The 15,968-nt window shown below is 35.0% G+C and carries 19 protein-coding genes; 9 read left to right on the top strand and 10 right to left on the bottom strand.

All coding sequences use genetic code 11. From position 1 onward, the window contains the following. Positions 1-3 precede the first annotated feature (3 nt). The 6 genes from BR72_RS18470 to BR72_RS18445 all read left to right on the top strand — a co-directional run bounded on the left by BR72_RS18470 (position 4) and on the right by BR72_RS18445 (position 4,721). A complete protein-coding gene (locus BR72_RS18470) occupies positions 4-393 on the top strand; it encodes a GntR family transcriptional regulator (protein ID WP_035435393.1) in 390 nt (129 codons plus the stop codon). Then, the gene (locus BR72_RS18465) at positions 381-1,079 is read left to right on the top strand and encodes an ABC transporter ATP-binding protein (RefSeq protein ID WP_035435390.1); all 699 of its coding nucleotides are present in this window, start codon (positions 381-383) and stop codon (positions 1,077-1,079) included. The genes BR72_RS18470 and BR72_RS18465 overlap by 13 nt, the downstream gene beginning before the upstream one ends. Further along, the gene (locus BR72_RS18460; protein ID WP_035435387.1) at positions 1,076-1,867 is read left to right on the top strand and encodes a hypothetical protein; all 792 of its coding nucleotides are present in this window, start codon (positions 1,076-1,078) and stop codon (positions 1,865-1,867) included. The genes BR72_RS18465 and BR72_RS18460 overlap by 4 nt, the downstream gene beginning before the upstream one ends. A 14-nt stretch (positions 1,868-1,881) precedes the next feature. Further along, positions 1,882-2,784, top strand: a complete 903-nt coding sequence (locus tag BR72_RS18455) for an ABC transporter ATP-binding protein (protein ID WP_035435383.1) — start codon at positions 1,882-1,884, stop codon at positions 2,782-2,784. Continuing rightward, complete coding sequence (locus BR72_RS18450) at positions 2,784-3,560, top strand: ABC transporter permease (protein WP_035435380.1); 777 nt, start codon at positions 2,784-2,786, stop codon at positions 3,558-3,560. The genes BR72_RS18455 and BR72_RS18450 overlap by 1 nt, the downstream gene beginning before the upstream one ends. A 135-nt stretch (positions 3,561-3,695) precedes the next feature. Next, on the top strand, positions 3,696-4,721 hold the full coding sequence (locus BR72_RS18445) for a type II CAAX endopeptidase family protein (protein WP_090995311.1): 1,026 nt from the start codon (positions 3,696-3,698) through the stop codon (positions 4,719-4,721). 23 nt (positions 4,722-4,744) lie between these two features. Here the strand turns inward: BR72_RS18445 and BR72_RS18440 are convergent, their stop codons facing one another. Continuing rightward, on the bottom strand, positions 4,745-4,927 hold the full coding sequence (locus BR72_RS18440; RefSeq protein ID WP_035435375.1) for a DUF3913 family protein: 183 nt from the start codon (positions 4,925-4,927) through the stop codon (positions 4,745-4,747). A gap of 332 nt (positions 4,928-5,259) precedes the next feature. Here BR72_RS18440 and BR72_RS18435 point away from each other — a divergent pair, with 332 nt between their 5' ends. After that, positions 5,260-5,658, top strand: coding sequence for an SseB family protein (locus tag BR72_RS18435; RefSeq protein WP_035435372.1), 399 nt, complete (start codon positions 5,260-5,262; stop codon positions 5,656-5,658). 399 nt (positions 5,659-6,057) lie between these two features. On the opposite strand, the gene BR72_RS18430 is transcribed toward BR72_RS18435, so the two are convergent. Next, complete coding sequence (locus BR72_RS18430) at positions 6,058-6,960, bottom strand: S66 peptidase family protein (protein ID WP_035435370.1); 903 nt, start codon at positions 6,958-6,960, stop codon at positions 6,058-6,060. 110 nt (positions 6,961-7,070) lie between these two features. Between BR72_RS18430 and BR72_RS18425 the strand changes: the two genes are divergently transcribed. Next, positions 7,071-8,156 carry an NAD(P)H-dependent flavin oxidoreductase gene (locus tag BR72_RS18425; RefSeq protein ID WP_035435368.1) on the top strand — a complete coding sequence of 362 codons (1,086 nt, stop codon included), beginning with the start codon at positions 7,071-7,073 and terminating at the stop codon, positions 8,154-8,156. Positions 8,157-8,187: 31 nt separating this feature from the next. Here BR72_RS18425 and dltD read toward each other — a convergent pair whose 3' ends face one another. The 5 genes from dltD to BR72_RS18400 are packed head-to-tail and all read right to left on the bottom strand — an operon-like array spanning position 8,188 to position 12,521. Continuing rightward, complete coding sequence (dltD, locus tag BR72_RS18420; RefSeq protein ID WP_035435366.1) at positions 8,188-9,363, bottom strand: D-alanyl-lipoteichoic acid biosynthesis protein DltD; 1,176 nt, start codon at positions 9,361-9,363, stop codon at positions 8,188-8,190. Next, positions 9,360-9,599: a D-alanine--poly(phosphoribitol) ligase subunit DltC gene (dltC, locus tag BR72_RS18415; protein WP_020061867.1), complete on the bottom strand. Its 240-nt coding sequence runs from the start codon at positions 9,597-9,599 to the stop codon at positions 9,360-9,362. Before dltC ends, dltD begins: the two co-directional genes overlap by 4 nt. Before the next feature lie 58 nt (positions 9,600-9,657). After that, positions 9,658-10,851 carry a D-alanyl-lipoteichoic acid biosynthesis protein DltB gene (dltB, locus tag BR72_RS18410; protein ID WP_035435363.1) on the bottom strand — a complete coding sequence of 398 codons (1,194 nt, stop codon included), beginning with the start codon at positions 10,849-10,851 and terminating at the stop codon, positions 9,658-9,660. Then, positions 10,848-12,362 (bottom strand): D-alanine--poly(phosphoribitol) ligase subunit DltA, encoded by a 1,515-nt coding sequence (gene dltA, locus BR72_RS18405; RefSeq protein ID WP_035435361.1) that lies wholly within the window; start codon positions 12,360-12,362, stop codon positions 10,848-10,850. Before dltA ends, dltB begins: the two co-directional genes overlap by 4 nt. A gap of 12 nt (positions 12,363-12,374) precedes the next feature. Further along, a complete protein-coding gene (locus BR72_RS18400) occupies positions 12,375-12,521 on the bottom strand; it encodes a teichoic acid D-Ala incorporation-associated protein DltX (RefSeq protein ID WP_035435359.1) in 147 nt (48 codons plus the stop codon). A gap of 320 nt (positions 12,522-12,841) precedes the next feature. On the opposite strand from BR72_RS18400, the gene BR72_RS18395 reads away from it, so the two are divergent. After that, positions 12,842-14,020 carry a M20 metallopeptidase family protein gene (locus BR72_RS18395; RefSeq protein ID WP_035435356.1) on the top strand — a complete coding sequence of 393 codons (1,179 nt, stop codon included), beginning with the start codon at positions 12,842-12,844 and terminating at the stop codon, positions 14,018-14,020. A 207-nt stretch (positions 14,021-14,227) separates the two neighbouring features. On the opposite strand, the gene BR72_RS18390 is transcribed toward BR72_RS18395, so the two are convergent. The 3 genes from BR72_RS18390 to BR72_RS18380 all read right to left on the bottom strand — a co-directional run bounded on the left by BR72_RS18390 (position 14,228) and on the right by BR72_RS18380 (position 15,716). Beyond that, positions 14,228-15,142, bottom strand: a complete 915-nt coding sequence (locus tag BR72_RS18390; RefSeq protein ID WP_035435353.1) for a phosphotransferase family protein — start codon at positions 15,140-15,142, stop codon at positions 14,228-14,230. A 229-nt stretch (positions 15,143-15,371) separates the two neighbouring features. Further along, positions 15,372-15,521: a hypothetical protein gene (locus BR72_RS26800; protein WP_035435351.1), complete on the bottom strand. Its 150-nt coding sequence runs from the start codon at positions 15,519-15,521 to the stop codon at positions 15,372-15,374. Positions 15,522-15,539: 18 nt separating this feature from the next. Then, positions 15,540-15,716, bottom strand: a complete 177-nt coding sequence (locus BR72_RS18380) for a hypothetical protein (RefSeq protein WP_035435348.1) — start codon at positions 15,714-15,716, stop codon at positions 15,540-15,542. Between the last annotated feature and the right edge of the window lie 252 nt (positions 15,717-15,968).

Raw genomic sequence — 15,968 nt, 5'->3', positions numbered from 1 at the left:
GAAATGAAAATTGAATTTTCTCCCAACATCCCGATTTACATTCAAGTGATGGAATACATAAAAAAAGAAATCGCAACAGGTCATTTATCACCTGGTAGTAAAATCCCCTCTGTCCGTGAATTAGCCGGTGAGCTACAAGTGAATCCAAATACAATTCAACGTACATTTCAAGAGTTAGAACGCGAGGGTATCGTTGTGACGCGTAGAGGAATGGGAAGATATGTAGCAACTGAAGGAGAGAAAATTATGGATATGCGAAAAGATATGGCGAAAGAGTTGCTTCATGTCTTTATAAATGGAATGAACAACTTAGGGTTTTCAGAAGAGGAAATGTTGTCCATTCTTCATTCTTCATTAGAAGAGAAAAAGGGGGAGAACAGATGCGAGAATTAGTGGAAATAGAGAATTTGTGGAAACGTTACGATTTAAAAGCTGTTATTAGAGATGTAAATATCAAAATAACAGAAGGAAAAATTATTGGACTTGTTGGGGATAATGGCAGCGGAAAAACGACGTTGCTGAAAATGATTGTCGGTTTACAGCATCCTTCTCAAGGAGATATTTTCATTGCTAATAAGAAAGTAAATCGAGAAACGAAAAAAATCGTCTCATTCATGTCCGACCGTCCTATATTTGAAGAGTGGATGACTGTAAAAGATTCTTTGTTTTTCTATCGTGATTTTTTCGAAGATTTCGATATTCAAAAAGCTGTGGATACAATCGCGAAATTGAAAATTCCATTAGAAGAAAAAATTAATGCTTTATCAAAAGGAATGGTAGAAAAACTACAACTTATTTTAACGTTTTCACGGCATGCAAAACTGTATGTATTAGATGAACCGCTTGGCGGAATCGATCTTGTCTCACGGGAGCATGTATTAGAGTTAATTCTTCAATTTTACCGTGAAGATAGTACCATTTTAATTTCTACTCATTTAATCGGTGAAATTGAAAACTTATTTGATGAAGTCATCTTTTTAAAGGACGGAGAAATTGTGTTACATGAAAATGTAGAAGATCTTCGTTTTCAAAGAGGAAAAGCAATACACGAGTTGTTCAAGGAGGTTTTTGGACAATGAATCCACTTCTTCATTATTTATATAACTGTAATAAAAAGAAAATATGGATTATTTATCTAGGGTTTATTACAATCTCGCTTATTCTTTTATTCAATTTTATGGGTTCTGCTAAGCACATGACTCCAATGAAACAAAATGTAATATTGGTTTTGTTTATATTATTATTTACTATAACGGTATTTTCAATTGGATTAATAGCAGTCTCATCATTTCGGAGAATGTTAAAAAATTCTATGATTCGATATACAGCTATTCCTGCTAAAAAATATATATATGCTAACCTATTATTTTTTACGATAATGGTTGTTTTATTGTCATTAATAGCTTTAGGATTTGTTCATTTTTTTTCATTAGATATTTACGGGAAAAACACAAATGGAGAGATTCAACGAGCGATGCAATACTTTTATAAATTTGGGTTGCTTCATCATTTCTTTTCTATCTTTTTATGGGTTATAGATATAACGGGTTTTTTAGTTTCTATATACCTCATAATTGCAATTATAAAACTTTTTGATGTGAACTCGTTATTAAGTAAAGTATTATTTATATTTTTCTTTTTGCTTCTAGGTGTAATTCAATTTTTTATAACTACGCTCTTGGAAAAAATGGACAAATATATATTCTCTACTCAACATATTGGATTTATAGATAAAAATGGTTTTTTCGAAACATCATTTTATATAAATGAAGGGGCAAGTATTTCGTATATATGCTTTGTTTTGTTATCGACTTTCCTTTTCATATTCATAGCGTCTTATATCATCGACAAAAAATTAGAGGTTTAAAGGAGGAATAGGCATTGGGAAATGTAGTGGTGAAATTAGAAAATGTTCATAAAAAAATAGGAAGTGCTGAAATTATTCGTGGTCTTTCGTTTGAAGTACAGGAAGGGGAAGTGTACGGCTTTCTTGGACCAAATGGAAGTGGGAAGACGACGACAATTCGTATGATGACAGGGCTGATTTCAATAACAGAAGGCGATATTACTATTTGTGGTCACAGTATACGTACTGAACGGGAGAAAGCGTTAGAGTATATTGGTGCGATTGTAGAGAATCCTGAACTATATGATTATATGACAGGAATGCAAAACTTAAAGCATTTTGCGAATATGGCTGTTACACCAATTGGTAAAGAACGGATTGCTGAAATTATAAAGCTAGTTGAGCTAGAACATGCGATACATAAAAAGGTAAAAACATATTCTCTTGGTATGAAACAACGTTTAGGGATTGCACAAGCACTACTGCATAACCCGAAAATTTTAATTTTAGATGAACCGACAAATGGTTTAGATCCGGCGGGAATTCGTGAAATTCGCGATTACTTACAGCGTTTAGCAAAGGAAGAAAACATTGCAGTCATTGTATCAAGTCACTTATTAAGTGAAATTGAGCTGATGTGTGATCGTGTCGTTATTATTAAGAATGGACAATTTGTACAAGAGTATAGTTTACGTGAACAGGTAAAAGGCGATGAACAAATCGTAGTAGCGTTTGAAGTAGATCAAGTAGAGGAAGCGAATGAACTGATTAAAGGAACTATACAAGAAAACAAAATTATTGTATCTGTCATGAAAGAGGATATTCCGCAACTTGTGAAAAAATTAGTGCATGCTGATGTTCTTGTGTACGGTGTAACAGTTCAAAATAAATCATTAGAAGATGAGTTCTTAGCAGTTACAGGGGGAGGGAAAGCGTAATGATAAAATTAATTCAAAATGAATTTTTAAAGTTACATGCGAAAAAGAGTATGTATATTTTATTAGTTGTGTTAGCAGTATTAGAAATTGCAGGAGCAGTTATTATTAAAAAATGGGCTCCGCCTGAAATCAAAATTGAAGGATTCATTATGTATGCAGAGCAAAATATCGGCATGATTGCTACGTTTGCAACAATCTTTGGAATAACGCTTGCATCCCGCACAATTACAGATGAATTTCAAAAAGGGACAATTAAACAATTGTTAATTCGTCCGAGAAAGCGAGTTACGATCTTATTTTCAAAGTATATTACAGTTCTCTTAGCGATATTATTCGTATGTATTGCTTCTTTACTTACAGCAATGTTAATTGGCCTCATTGCATTTGGGGGGGACATTGGGACGGTAACCTTTGCAATTTTGGTAAAACGTTTTGCCTATAATATTTTACCGATCTTCTTTTATCCAACAGTTGCATTCTTATTAGCAAATATTTTTAGAAAATCAGTTTTACCATTAGTTATTACACTGTTTTTCTTCTTCCTAGAGGGAATGTTAAAAATACTAATCGTCCAATTTGCCCAAGGTATAGCAAAGTATATTGTAATGTTTCACTTGAATTTAAATATGTATGATAGTAATGTGTTGCTCAGTCAAGGGGCAAAGCCGATATTTACAGAGTTTAGCTTTACAACTTCTTTGTTATTTGTGTTAGCTCATTTTGTTGTTTTACTCGTTGCTTCGAGTGCATTGTTCCAAAAACGTGATGTGCTATAAAAATAAATCCTCGCTTTAAGCGGGGATTTATTTTAGAGAGTTGTAGGATGATACAGAGCTAATTTTATAAATAAAGGAAGAAATTACAGCATATTGATACTATAATATAGATATATCATGTTGGAGGTGTTTTCTATTAACCTTACATTTTCACGTATTCGACTTCGTAGTTTTTTTGGGTGGATGATTTTAAGTTCATTCATTACATACCTTTTGCTAGAAGTAATAGGGGCTGGAAATAATGTATTCGAATTTGTTTCAGACACTTTCGTTTTCTTTGTATTTCCATTACTGTGGTTGTTTTATAAGATGAAAAAGCATAATGTGGTATTTACAAGTTTTTTTGATAAACCATCATCCATTCCATGGCGACTTATTTTAATTGCTACGGCTATGGGAATGATATTTTCATTCGGCATTTCGTTTGTTCAATTTTACTTACTAGCTCAGCTAATTCCGGACTTTTTAGTTGATTTATTAAGTGATGGAAATGTAATTGATATGAGCACTACTTTTACAAAAGTTTTAAGTGTCATTTCAGCTTGTATATTTGCTCCAATTATGGAAGAAGTAATCTTTCGAGGCTTTTTCTTAAACCGAATGGCGTATAAGTGGGGCTTGAAACGGGCCGTTATCATTTCTTCACTAATTTTTGGATTTGGGCACATAGATGTGATTGGTGCCTTTTTATTCGGTGTTGTTATGTGCCTTTTATACATTAAAACGAAAAGCTTATGGACAAATATAATTGTGCATGCTTTAAACAATACTGTCGTTAGCATTATTCAATTTACTGATAGCGGCACACAAGAACCAGTAAAAATTGCTGAATTGCAAGCGCCGAGTAATTTATGGATCGGTCTTGTTATCATTATTATTAGCTTATTATGGCTTATTCCCTTTATTCGTCGAAATTGGCGCACTGTAAAAGAAGTTGGACTGCCATCATTGCGGATCATTCAAGAAGAAAAACAAACTGACGTGATTGCAGAGCAGGCTACATATAGTCAAGTTGTCTTCACCGATCGCTACATGGCTGTCGAATTACCTGATGAAGCTGTCAATCATTTAGGTTTAGAAGAAAGTGATTATGTAAAAGTGGAACTAGTGAATGATACAATTGTGATAAAAAAAGCAGATGAAAGAGAAAGGCTCTCCTAAAGAAAAATGGAGAGCTTTTTTCTTTAAGAAATAAGAATTTCAACATGGAATTTATTCCCGTTTTTTGTATATTTAATGTCTGTTACAGTACGTATTCTCTTTAAAATTTCTACTTTCTCACCAATTCGCGGAATAGTAGGGACGTTATCCCAAATACCGAGTAAATCATTTGTGTTATTAATTTTTTCATAAAACCAAATTTTCACTGTGGTGCCCCTTTCTTAGTTTTGTATTTTAATACATAATAAAACATTTTTATGCTTATTGTAAGAGGTTTTTACGTGTTTTTTTGAATAAACTTAACAAAAAATATTTTCGTTGAGGGAGGACATGTTCGATATCAGTTGGAACCCATTTTTGAAAAGACAATGTAAACAAGCTGTTATTGAATGTTTTAATTATAGCTAGAATGATTATTATTAGCGGACTGAGAAAGGAGAAGTTACTTAGCTTTATAGTAAAAAAATAATTTTATAGAAAAAAATAAGAATATTTTGTATAATTACATTACAATAATTTTGAAAGCAGGGTGGGGCGTATGGCACATATTCCAATAAAAAAACTAGAAACATTATTAGCATTAACTGATGGAGATGAACAAAAGCAAAAAGAATTTTATGAAACACTATTAACAACACATGTTTATGTTGCAGGAACAGTTGATATAGAAGAAGGAGATACACAAGGAATCGTGCATTTACGCTATTTTCAAGGGGAAGGAAGATGGATTTTACCATTCTTTACGCAACTTGAGTTTTTACAAGCTGCATTGCCGGAAGATGTACCTGTTATTTCGATTCGTGGAAAAGAGTTATTTGAAAGCATTGATGCCGAAGCAACAGCAGTCTTAAATATCGGCACAGATCTTGATAAAACATTTACACCTCCAGAAATTGCTGACATTGCTTCCGGAAGAATTTTTAACTATTATCAATAAAGTACCGTTACCATTTTTCCTTTGCGTCATATAGTATTAGTAGCTTGACCAAGGGGGGGATGGATATATATGGCTGACAATAACAACAATAACAACTGCTGCTGGGATAACTTATACAATTGGAAAAACCGTAATAACAACAATAACAACAACAATAATAACAACAATAATAACAACAATAATAACAAAAACAAATACAACTGTTGCTGGAATTACTGGAATAACAGAAATAACAACAATAACAACAACAAGAATAACTGAATAGAAATAATAAAGGAGAAGCTTTTTGCTTCTCCTTTATTATTTCTATTCAAATTTACCTCGCATTAATGGGAAATATGAGATTCCCACTTCAAGATTGATTGGTGGAGGATGAAGGACTCCTCACTGATGGAAGTTTCACTTTATACCAGAAGAGATAGAAAGTGTTTTTTGTTGCCCATTTATTGTAGCAGGGACACCTAGAGGAACTCCTATATTTGGCTGGATATGACCAATTGGTAAGTCATACAATAGTGGAATATTATAAGAGATAATATAATCATATAGAATTTCAGAAATAGATAAAGCTGGTTTTGTAGATGTACACTTGTGACAATTTGTAAAGATAACGCCGGCACACTGTTCAAATTTCTTTCCTAAGCGTAATTGATTTAACATACGATCAACGCGATAAGGTTCTTCGCCGATTTCCTCCAATAATAATAATTTATCTTTTGTATCAATTTCGTACGGTGTACCAAGAGTACTTGTAATGACAGCTAAGTTTCCTCCGACAAGAGGAGCAGTGACGCAACAATTGAAAGAATGAAGAAACGCTGCCCCTTCTAAAATAATAGAGTACGGACGGAAAAGTTGTTTGAAAGAGGAAAAAGAGAGAGTATCAAGTCCCTTTCCAACTTCCTGCATCATGGGACCATGAAACGTAACGAGTTGTGCCAATTGTCCGAAAGCGATATGTAAAGCTGTAATATCGCTATAACCCCAGAAAATTTTAGGGTTATCTCGAATGAGCTCATAGTTAATAGAAGGTAGAAGGCGACCAGTCCCATATCCTCCTCTAGCACAAAAAATCCCTTTCACATGTGGGTTTGTAAAGGCCTCATGTAGGTCATGAAGACGAACGGTATCATCTCCAGCTAAATAGCCTCGTTTTTCTTGTACACTCTTTCCAATGATAATGCATAAGCCCATCTCTTCGAATTTTTGTTTTGCTTGCAGAATGTGCTCAATAGACGGAGGACCTGCTGGAGCGATGATCATAACGGTATCTCCGTATTGTAACGCTTTTGGGTACTGCATCAAATTCCCTCCTTTCTTACACTATATTCATGTAATGGCTCTTCAATAATTGAAGAAAGAAGGAAATAGTTTTATTGGTCAAGAAAGTATAAGAGAAAGGGGAGAAAAAAATGTTTTATAGCCGAGTATGTGAGAAGTTGCAAATTACATATCCAATTATTCAAGCTGGAATGGCAGGAACAGTTGTAACACCAGAGTTAGTAGCTGCTGTGTCTAATAGCGGAGGATTAGGAACATTAGGTGCAGGATATATGAGTTCTGAACAAATTCGCCTTTCAGTACGTGCAATTCGTCAGTTAACAGATAAACCTTTTGCAGTGAACTTGTTTATTACAAACGATATACAAATGAATGAAAAAGAAGTAGCAGAATCACAACAATTACTACAACCCATTCGGGAACAATTGCAATTAGAAATAGTGAAGAAATCAGTGCAGTTACCAGAGAATTATAAAGAACAGCTGAAAGTTCTTATAGAGGAGAACGTGCCTGTTTTTAGTTTTACTTTTGATACACCAACACGAGAAGAAATAGAGTTGTTAAAAAGTCACGGGATCAAAATAATTGGTACGGCAACAAATGTAGCAGAAGGAAAGGTATTGGAAGATTTAGGCGTACATATTATTGTGGGACAAGGAAGTGAGGCAGGAGGACATCGCGGAACATTTTTAGGAAAAGAACAAGATTCTATGATTGGAACAACTGCACTGATTCCGCAGCTTGTTGATGCGATCCCTCATATTCCAATTGTTGCCGCAGGCGGAATTATGGATGGCCGGGGAGTAGTGGCAGCTTATGCACTCGGTGCAGAAGGAGTACAAATGGGAACGGCATTTTTAACTTGTTTTGAAAGTGCAGCTCATAATGCACATAAAGAAGCAATTATAAAAAGTACAGATCAAAGTACGACAATGACACGGGCATTTTCAGGTAAGTATGCAAGAGGAATTCAAAATGCTTTTATCGAACAAATGAGAAGTAAAGAAGAGCGATTTCCAGCGTATCCAATTCAAAATGCAGTAACAACAGAAATTCGCCAGGCCGCAGTGAAACAAAATAATCATGAGTATATGTCACTTTGGGCAGGGCAAGCTTCGTCATTAGCAAAAACAGAAGAGGCCCAGCACATGATTATGCGAGTGGTGAAAGAGACGAAGGAAACATTAACTAGATTACAAAGCACAATCTACAAGTAAAAAAGAACGCTTGAAAATTCAAGCGTTCACCTTAGTTAGTTTTATAAAACTGCTGAAGTGTCTCGTCGACATATACCCAGCCTTTCCAGCCTAAATGCATCGTATCTTTTAAGAAGTACTTATCATATTCGTGGCTTGAAAAGTCTGCAACTGGGAATCCAGCTTTAGCAATTTGTTCATTAATTTTTTTATAGTATACATCACGGCGTTCTTTCGGGAATCCAGCATAATCGTACCATGGACCATTAACAGGAACAGAAATAAACAATGGTTTTGCATGTGATTGTTTTAAAATGTCTAAGACTAATTGGAAATCGTCATACTCTGGTGATTCATTGAATGATTCATTTGCTCGATAACCTTTTAGACGTTCTAATTTCTTCTTAATTCCCTTGTTATAGTACGGGTCTTCAATGCCGAATGGATTCGTTTTCGATTCCAGTTCACCAGTTTTTTCTGCTCGGTTACGAATTTCTTCCCAAGCAAGGGATTTTAATTCATGATCTAAATGTGTTTTTCGCGGTTTAATATCAAATATTGATGCAACTAAATCTTTGCGGTCTAAAATATTACGATATACGTATGCAAATGGTTTAGCTGCCGCCGCTTTCACATTATGTTTTGTATCGTTATACACAATTCCTTCTAAAGAAGTTTTTAAGAGTGTGTCTTTACGAACAATTTCAAAGTTTAATAAGCGTTTCGCAATTTGCTTTTTCATCTCAGGATTTATGTCATTGTTAAATATGAGATGGTACGCTTGTTGAGACGAAAAGTTTGGTGCAAAATGTACTTCATCTAAACCTTCTTTTACAAACCATTGTGGTGAAAGGACAAAGACAATTTTGCGATTTTCTAACTGATCCATTGAGGAAGCTAGACTTAATACGTGAGTAAGACTTTGTGTTCCACCGCGACCGATAAGAAACGGTGTAAATTCTTGATTTTTTACTTTAAAGTAGTTCGATGGATGGTACACATCCAATCGAGAAAATTCCGATGAACCAAACATCGGAAGGTATTTTGGATCTTCTAGCATTTTTTGTTGCATAGCAATGCCTTGAAACATTTCTTTCTTTAAAGATGTTGCGGCATCGTCTACTTTTTGCTCTCCAATAAGTGGTAAAAGGAAGCGTGATGGAATAAATAACATCACGCAAAAAAGAGCAAATGCTAGAAGCACCGGGCCAAACGTCGGTTTTTTCATCGCATATCTTCCAGTTTCTTAATAATCATGTTTGGTGTTGCCCACTCGTCGCGATCAAAGTCAGAAATAGACACTTCAATGCCTAAACGTTCTTGGAATTCTACTAATAAGGATACTGTACCGAAAGAATCAAGAATTCCTTCTTCAAATAATTGTACATCTGTATTTTCCTTTACGATGTCATTTTCACAAACTTCCTCTAAAATATCTAATACTTGATCTTTAAATTCAGCCATTGTTTATTCTCCTTTATATCCATAATGTATTATGTGTAACTTCCTAAGAAGTTTTTAACTAAAAGTGTCTGCCTAGGTTACCCGAGAAGAGTAGAAGGCCGAGACAAACGAAGTGGAATGTAATGATAATTCCAAGGACATGTGTGAATTTATTATTTGGCCAAAACTTCAGCTTTTTATTTTTACGTTCAAATATATCAAACGCAATAAACAAAATTGCATGATACAAGCCATACGTAATATAATACCACGTTAGTCCATGCCAAATGCCCATAATTCCAAAGTTTAAAAATGCACCGATATAAGAAATTGTATAGCGGTTTTTAATTAATTTTTTCTTTGTCGCAAAAAAGACAAAGCGCATATAGATAAAGTCGCGGAACCAAAATGATAAACTCATATGCCAACGGTTCCAAAAGTCTTTAATGTTACGACTTATAAACGGTTTATTAAAGTTTTCAGGTGTTTTAATTCCCATTAAGTAACTCACACCAATTACAAACGCACTATATCCCGCAAAGTCGAAGAATAGATATAGACTATAAGAGTACATATCAGTCATAAATGAAACAAATGTAGCTTGTTTAGAAATTGCTGCATCCAAAATATAGTTTTTAATTAAGTACGCAATAATAAATTTGTAAAGAAAGCCCTGGAAAATACGATTGATTCCTGTATAAAGCATTGCTTTATACTCATCCGCTGATGGCGGTTTCTCTACATCCTTTTGGAATCGACGATAACGATCAATCGGACCTGTTGAAATCGCTGGGAAAAATAAAAGAAACTCCCAAAACTTAAATAGTGATATTTCTTTAATCAGACCATCACGAATTTCAAATATCATTTGTACAGCTCTAAATGTTACGTATGAAATACCAAGAAACACGATTAATTTGATAGCTGGTATTTCATTAAAAAATACGATTGATTTTAAAGCTGGAATAGCAGGTACGATTTTTACCAAAATAAGCGGCAAAATCGATAAAAAAACAGCGGTGCAAAAAATACTCGTTTTGTTTTCGCGCTGCCTTAACGTTAAGTAGCCCTTAAGCAAAACATATTGCCAAATTGCAAATATTGCTAGTGCAACAGCTTGTATTGGTTTATCTGAAAAGATAACAGCCAGCATAATAAGTGTTACGACCGCATTATATTTGCGTAGCATTTTCCCTTGTAACCCCGCAATAATGGTAGGGATTAGCAAAATGCCTACAATAGCGAAAAAATAAAATGATGCATATGGGGTCATGCTGTAACCTCACTCAATAATTTTTTACGATCTACTTTTCCATTTGGCGTCATTGGAATAGAAGATTGATACATGAATTTTCGTGGAATCATGTAATTCGGTAATCGTTCATTGAGCTCCTTTTTAATCGCAGATGTTAGTTTGAATTCTTTTTCAAAAGAATGTTCACCTGGAACAACAACTGCTAATAAGTAGTCATACCTTTCACCTTTTTTAATTGGAAGTACGACAGCAGCTTCCACATATGAACAAGAACGAAGGTGATGTTCAATCTCTTCTAATTCCATACGATAACCGTGTAGTTTAATTTGGAAATCAAGACGACCGTTATAGAAAAGAAGTCCATTTTCTAAATAGCCAGCGTCACCTGTTTTATAAGCACGTTCGCCGTCAATAACAGTGAATGCTTTTTCTGTTAATTCAGGACTTCCTAAGTATCCAACACTTACACTTGGACCAACAATGATGATTTCACCTTTCTCACCATCAGCCGCGATTGTACCATCTTCTTTCATAATGATGATGCGGCAATCTGATTTACAGTAACCGACTGGAAGAGACTTATATTTCTCCACTACATCATTAGTTACATGAATACCAGTTACTGCAACAGTTGCCTCTGTTGGGCCATATGTATTCATAATCGTAGCTTTTGGGAAACGCTCTAACAGTTTTCTTGAAACATCATTAGATAATACTTCACCGCAGAATAAGAATGTTTTCATATTTGGAAGCATACCTTCTGAGAAAGATGGTTCCATTAAACACATTTCTGCAAAGGACGGTGTAGATGTCCAAACTTGTATATCTGATTGTTCTAAAGAAGCAAACAAATCTTTTGGACGTGCAATCATATCTTTATCAATTGCCCATAGTGTACCACCTGTTACTAATGATGGGTAAATATCCATAACAGATAAGTCAAATGAGAAAGGTGCCTGGTTCAAGAAGACTTGTCCGGTTTGTAAATTGAAGTCTTCAACCGCCCATTTTGTAAAGCTTACAAGGCAGTTATACGTAATTTGTACGCCTTTTGGATTTCCCGTACTACCTGATGTGTAAATGATGTAGAAGTTGTCTTCGTCATTTACTGCATGTTCAGGATTTGGGACATTTCCTTTATGAGTAAGAAGAATATCTTCTAATTTGTTTCCATCAATCATATCAACTGGTAAATTTTCCACTGTAATATCAGTTGGAGATAAAAGCAGCTTTGCACCAGAACTTTCCGCAATGCGCAATACACGATCAGCTGGAATGGAAAGATCTACTGGTATATACGCATGACCAGCTTTGACACACCCTAGGAAACAGACAATCATTTTTGGTTGCATATGTCCGTATACCATAATTGGTGAACGGTCATCTCCAAATTGAGAAGTAATCCAATGTGCTAATGCATCAGAGTCTTCTTTTAATTGTTTGTACGTAATTTTCGCATCTCGCCAAACAAAAGCAGTTTGGTCAGGCGTTTCAAGCGCCCATTTTTCAATCTGTTCTAATAACTTCATAACGCTCCCACCCTAAAATTCATTGTAAATAAATGTACTTGTATTTGTATCTTGGAATCCATACAACCATAGTAAAGCAAGTAAAATCGCAAGGTAGTAACAAGTTTTTGCAATCCATTGCGTGAGTGGTTGAGACCATATTTCTTTTAATATTTTCATGTCTGTCCCCCTCTATAAAATAGTATCCGTATGTAAGTATCATATCCTACATCACTTTGAAAAACACAAAAATTCCACATTTTAGGTAAATACAAGACGTAAAGGCTCTTTTCTGATAGTAGCACTAAATGTTAAAAAAGAAAATCCCTAACTTAACAATTATATTACATTCCACATAGAATTGTAATTTATTTGCATAGGAAAGAAACAAGAATCTGTTACTTCTAACTAAGATTGTACATAAACTCTTATGAAACAGGGGAATACGGTCATTCATGATGGAATAAAATTGGTAAAAACAGAATAGGGAGTTGAAGCGAATGAAAACATCTCAAGTAGATTGGTTATATTACCTTTCAGAAGACAATATTCGTATGTGGCGGCGTTATTTGCATCAGCACCCTGAGTTGTCATTTCAGGAAAAACATACAGCACAGTTTGTATATGACACATTGCATTCATTTTCTTATTTTGATCTAACAAGACCAACAGCATGCAGTGTAATGGCAACGCGAAAAGGAAAAGGTACGGGAAAGACGATTGCAATTCGCGCAGATATAGATGCACTTCCCATTCAAGAACAGACAATGAAGCCATATGCATCAACTGTACCAGAAGTTATGCATGCTTGTGGTCATGATGCACATACGGCAATTTTATTAGGTGTAGCAGAAGCTTTGGCAAAATATGATGATAACTGGGGAGGGGAAATTCGTCTTTTATTTCAACATGCTGAAGAACAATACCCTGGCGGAGCACAAGAAATGGTCCAGGCAGGCGTTATGGATGGCGTAGATTATGTTATCGGTTTACATGTCATGTCGGGACTAGATAGTGGACAAATAGGAATTTCTTACGGGCCGATGATGGCGGCACCTGATGTATTTACCATTGAAATTAAAGGAAAAGGAGGACATGCCGCCCATCCGGAGCAAACGGTGGACCCAATTGTAATCGGTGCACAAATTATTACAAATTTACAGCATCTTGTTTCAAGACGGACTGATGCATTTGAACAACGCGTGGTCTCGGTTACGCAATTTCATGGTGGAACGGCCGATAATATTATTCCTGAGACAGCGACGATTATGGGAACGGTGCGTTGCTTTGAGAATGGACTAAGACAAGAATCTGAAGAGATTATTGAACAAATTGTAAAAGGAATTACAGCAGCACATGATGCAACGTACACATATACGTATCGGTATGGATATAACCCGGTCATAAATGATTTGTATGTAACGAAAATAGTAGAAGATAGTGCGATTACATTGTTTGGAAAAGAAAGCGTTACCTCGCTGTCCCCTTCTATGGGGGGAGAGGACTTTTCAGCGTATTTACAAAAGGCCTCAGGCTGTTTTATAAAACTAGGAACAGGGAACGAAAATAAAGAAACATGTTATCCGCATCATCATCCTAAATTTGATGTAGACGAAACAGCGTTAATTCGCGGTGCACAATTATTTTTGCAAACTGCAATGGCACTATTGAAAGAATAAAAAAAGGCAACTGCGAACATCGCAGTTGCTTCAATTTCTTTCCGTTAGAGAGGGTTAAGAAAGAACTATGCTCATTTATAGTATATGAATGGCTCCCGGACAAGCTTGTACCTTTTCACCAATTTTTCAAAAATAGTCATTTACTAGTTATAAAAGGGTACTATGAAAGGGATAAATAATAGCATGAGAAGAAAAAAAGGAAAGCATTTAGCGCATTCCCTCAAAAATTCGTAATAGTTGTTGTTTGTTTGTTTCAATTATTTTTTCATTGTTTGTTTCGAAACCATATACGAGATCATGGAGTGTAGGGCTATATTGATAAAAAGAGATAATTCGCTCGAAAAATGTTGTATCCTTGTTGTTCGTTACAGCAATATATTTGTTGTACACTTCTACTGTAAAGTCATGCCCATAGTCAGCGTATAACCCAGCAAAATCAAATGCAGGATCACCAATTTGTGCGTCACCTATATCAATGATGCCAGCAATTTTCTTTGTCTGAGGATGAAATAAAATATGATTATGTGTTAAGTCGGCATGAATAACGGTTTGAAAGGAAGTGCTTGTATAGAGTTGCTCTAAAAATCTTTGAAATAGTGTGTCCAATTGATTAGTTTCTTCTATTGTAAAGGTGTTAAATAGATAATCTTTTAGTTTTGTATATAAATCTTGCCAATATTTAATAGTTTGCTCAACTTGAAAGCCCCACTCTTTTGCAAGTGTAGTAGGAACTGTATGTAAAGCAGCAAGAAATGACGCTAGTTGTGTAGCGATATTCGTTTTTTCACTCATTGAGAGATTATGTAAGTAAGATGGTTTGAATGGTTTGCCGTGAATCATTTTATAGTAACTGCAAATAGGAATAGAATCTCCCTCGTTTTCATATAGAATATGGTAGTTTGGTACTTCTATATGCAAAGCTTGCAGTATAGGAAATATTGCTTCGTATAAGTGCTTTTCACGAGGGATTTTTTTTGCATATTCAATTTTTCTAGGAAATCGAAATAACCATTCATCGTTTACGATAACAGCAACATTATCCCAACCGCTTTCATCTTGATGAAAGGAATGAATAGGTAAGTGCGGGAGCGCTTTTTGAATGTAGTACGTATAGTTTATCATTTGTATCGCCTCTTTCATTCATTAATCATATAAATTCATTTTAATCTCTCAACATACAAGTCGCCACTATGTAGAAAACTTACTCCTTCCGTATGAGAAACCCAGCCTGTGGCAAAAAAAAAAGCCTGACCGCTCCAATACACGGCCAGATGCTCTCGTCCCCCAAAAAAGAGAGAGGTTTTTATGTTTTTTTACTGGTATAAATCGATTTTATTATAGTAACCTTGCCTCATAAGTTCTCGTTTTGTTGCCCAATCTCCTTTTTACTCAATTCAAGATTTGCATTTTCAATCGCTCTATGCTCGTTTAAAGAATCTCCAGCATAACCCTTTTGAGTTTTTACAACCCTTTTGCTTACATTTGCTCGGTTATTATCCATATATACTTCTCCTGTCTTTTATTTAAAATATACGAAGGTAATAAGTAATAGTAGTACAGCTGCAAACACGACAATTCCTACTAAAAACGACATGTTCGAATAACGAGAGGGAGGATGTACATCTTGACGATAACTAGGTGAAATTTCCGGTGCAAATTCTTCTTGATGGGATTGTTGTTCTTCTGTTTCTTCCATTGTTGCAACTCCTTTCGCCGTATGGATAGGTTGCGCGCTATAAGCAAGAAATATGCACTCGGTATGATAAGCGTTGAATGAGAGCTTATACATATAAAAAAATAGAGAAAATCATTATGAAGAATGGGGAAGTCTGAAAGAAGAAGAGAAATTATATTCATAAAACATATTATAGCGAATAAACAATTATATTTCCAAAAAGAAAAAAGTTCTTAATAAAGAACTTTTTTCTCAAAAAAAGAATGATGTTAT

This window comes from Bacillus sp. UNC322MFChir4.1, assembly GCF_000746135.1.
Lineage (GTDB): Bacteria > Bacillota > Bacilli > Bacillales > Bacillaceae_G > Bacillus_A.
Note: the sequence above shows the minus strand (reverse complement) of the source record. Positions and strands in the feature narration are given on the sequence as shown.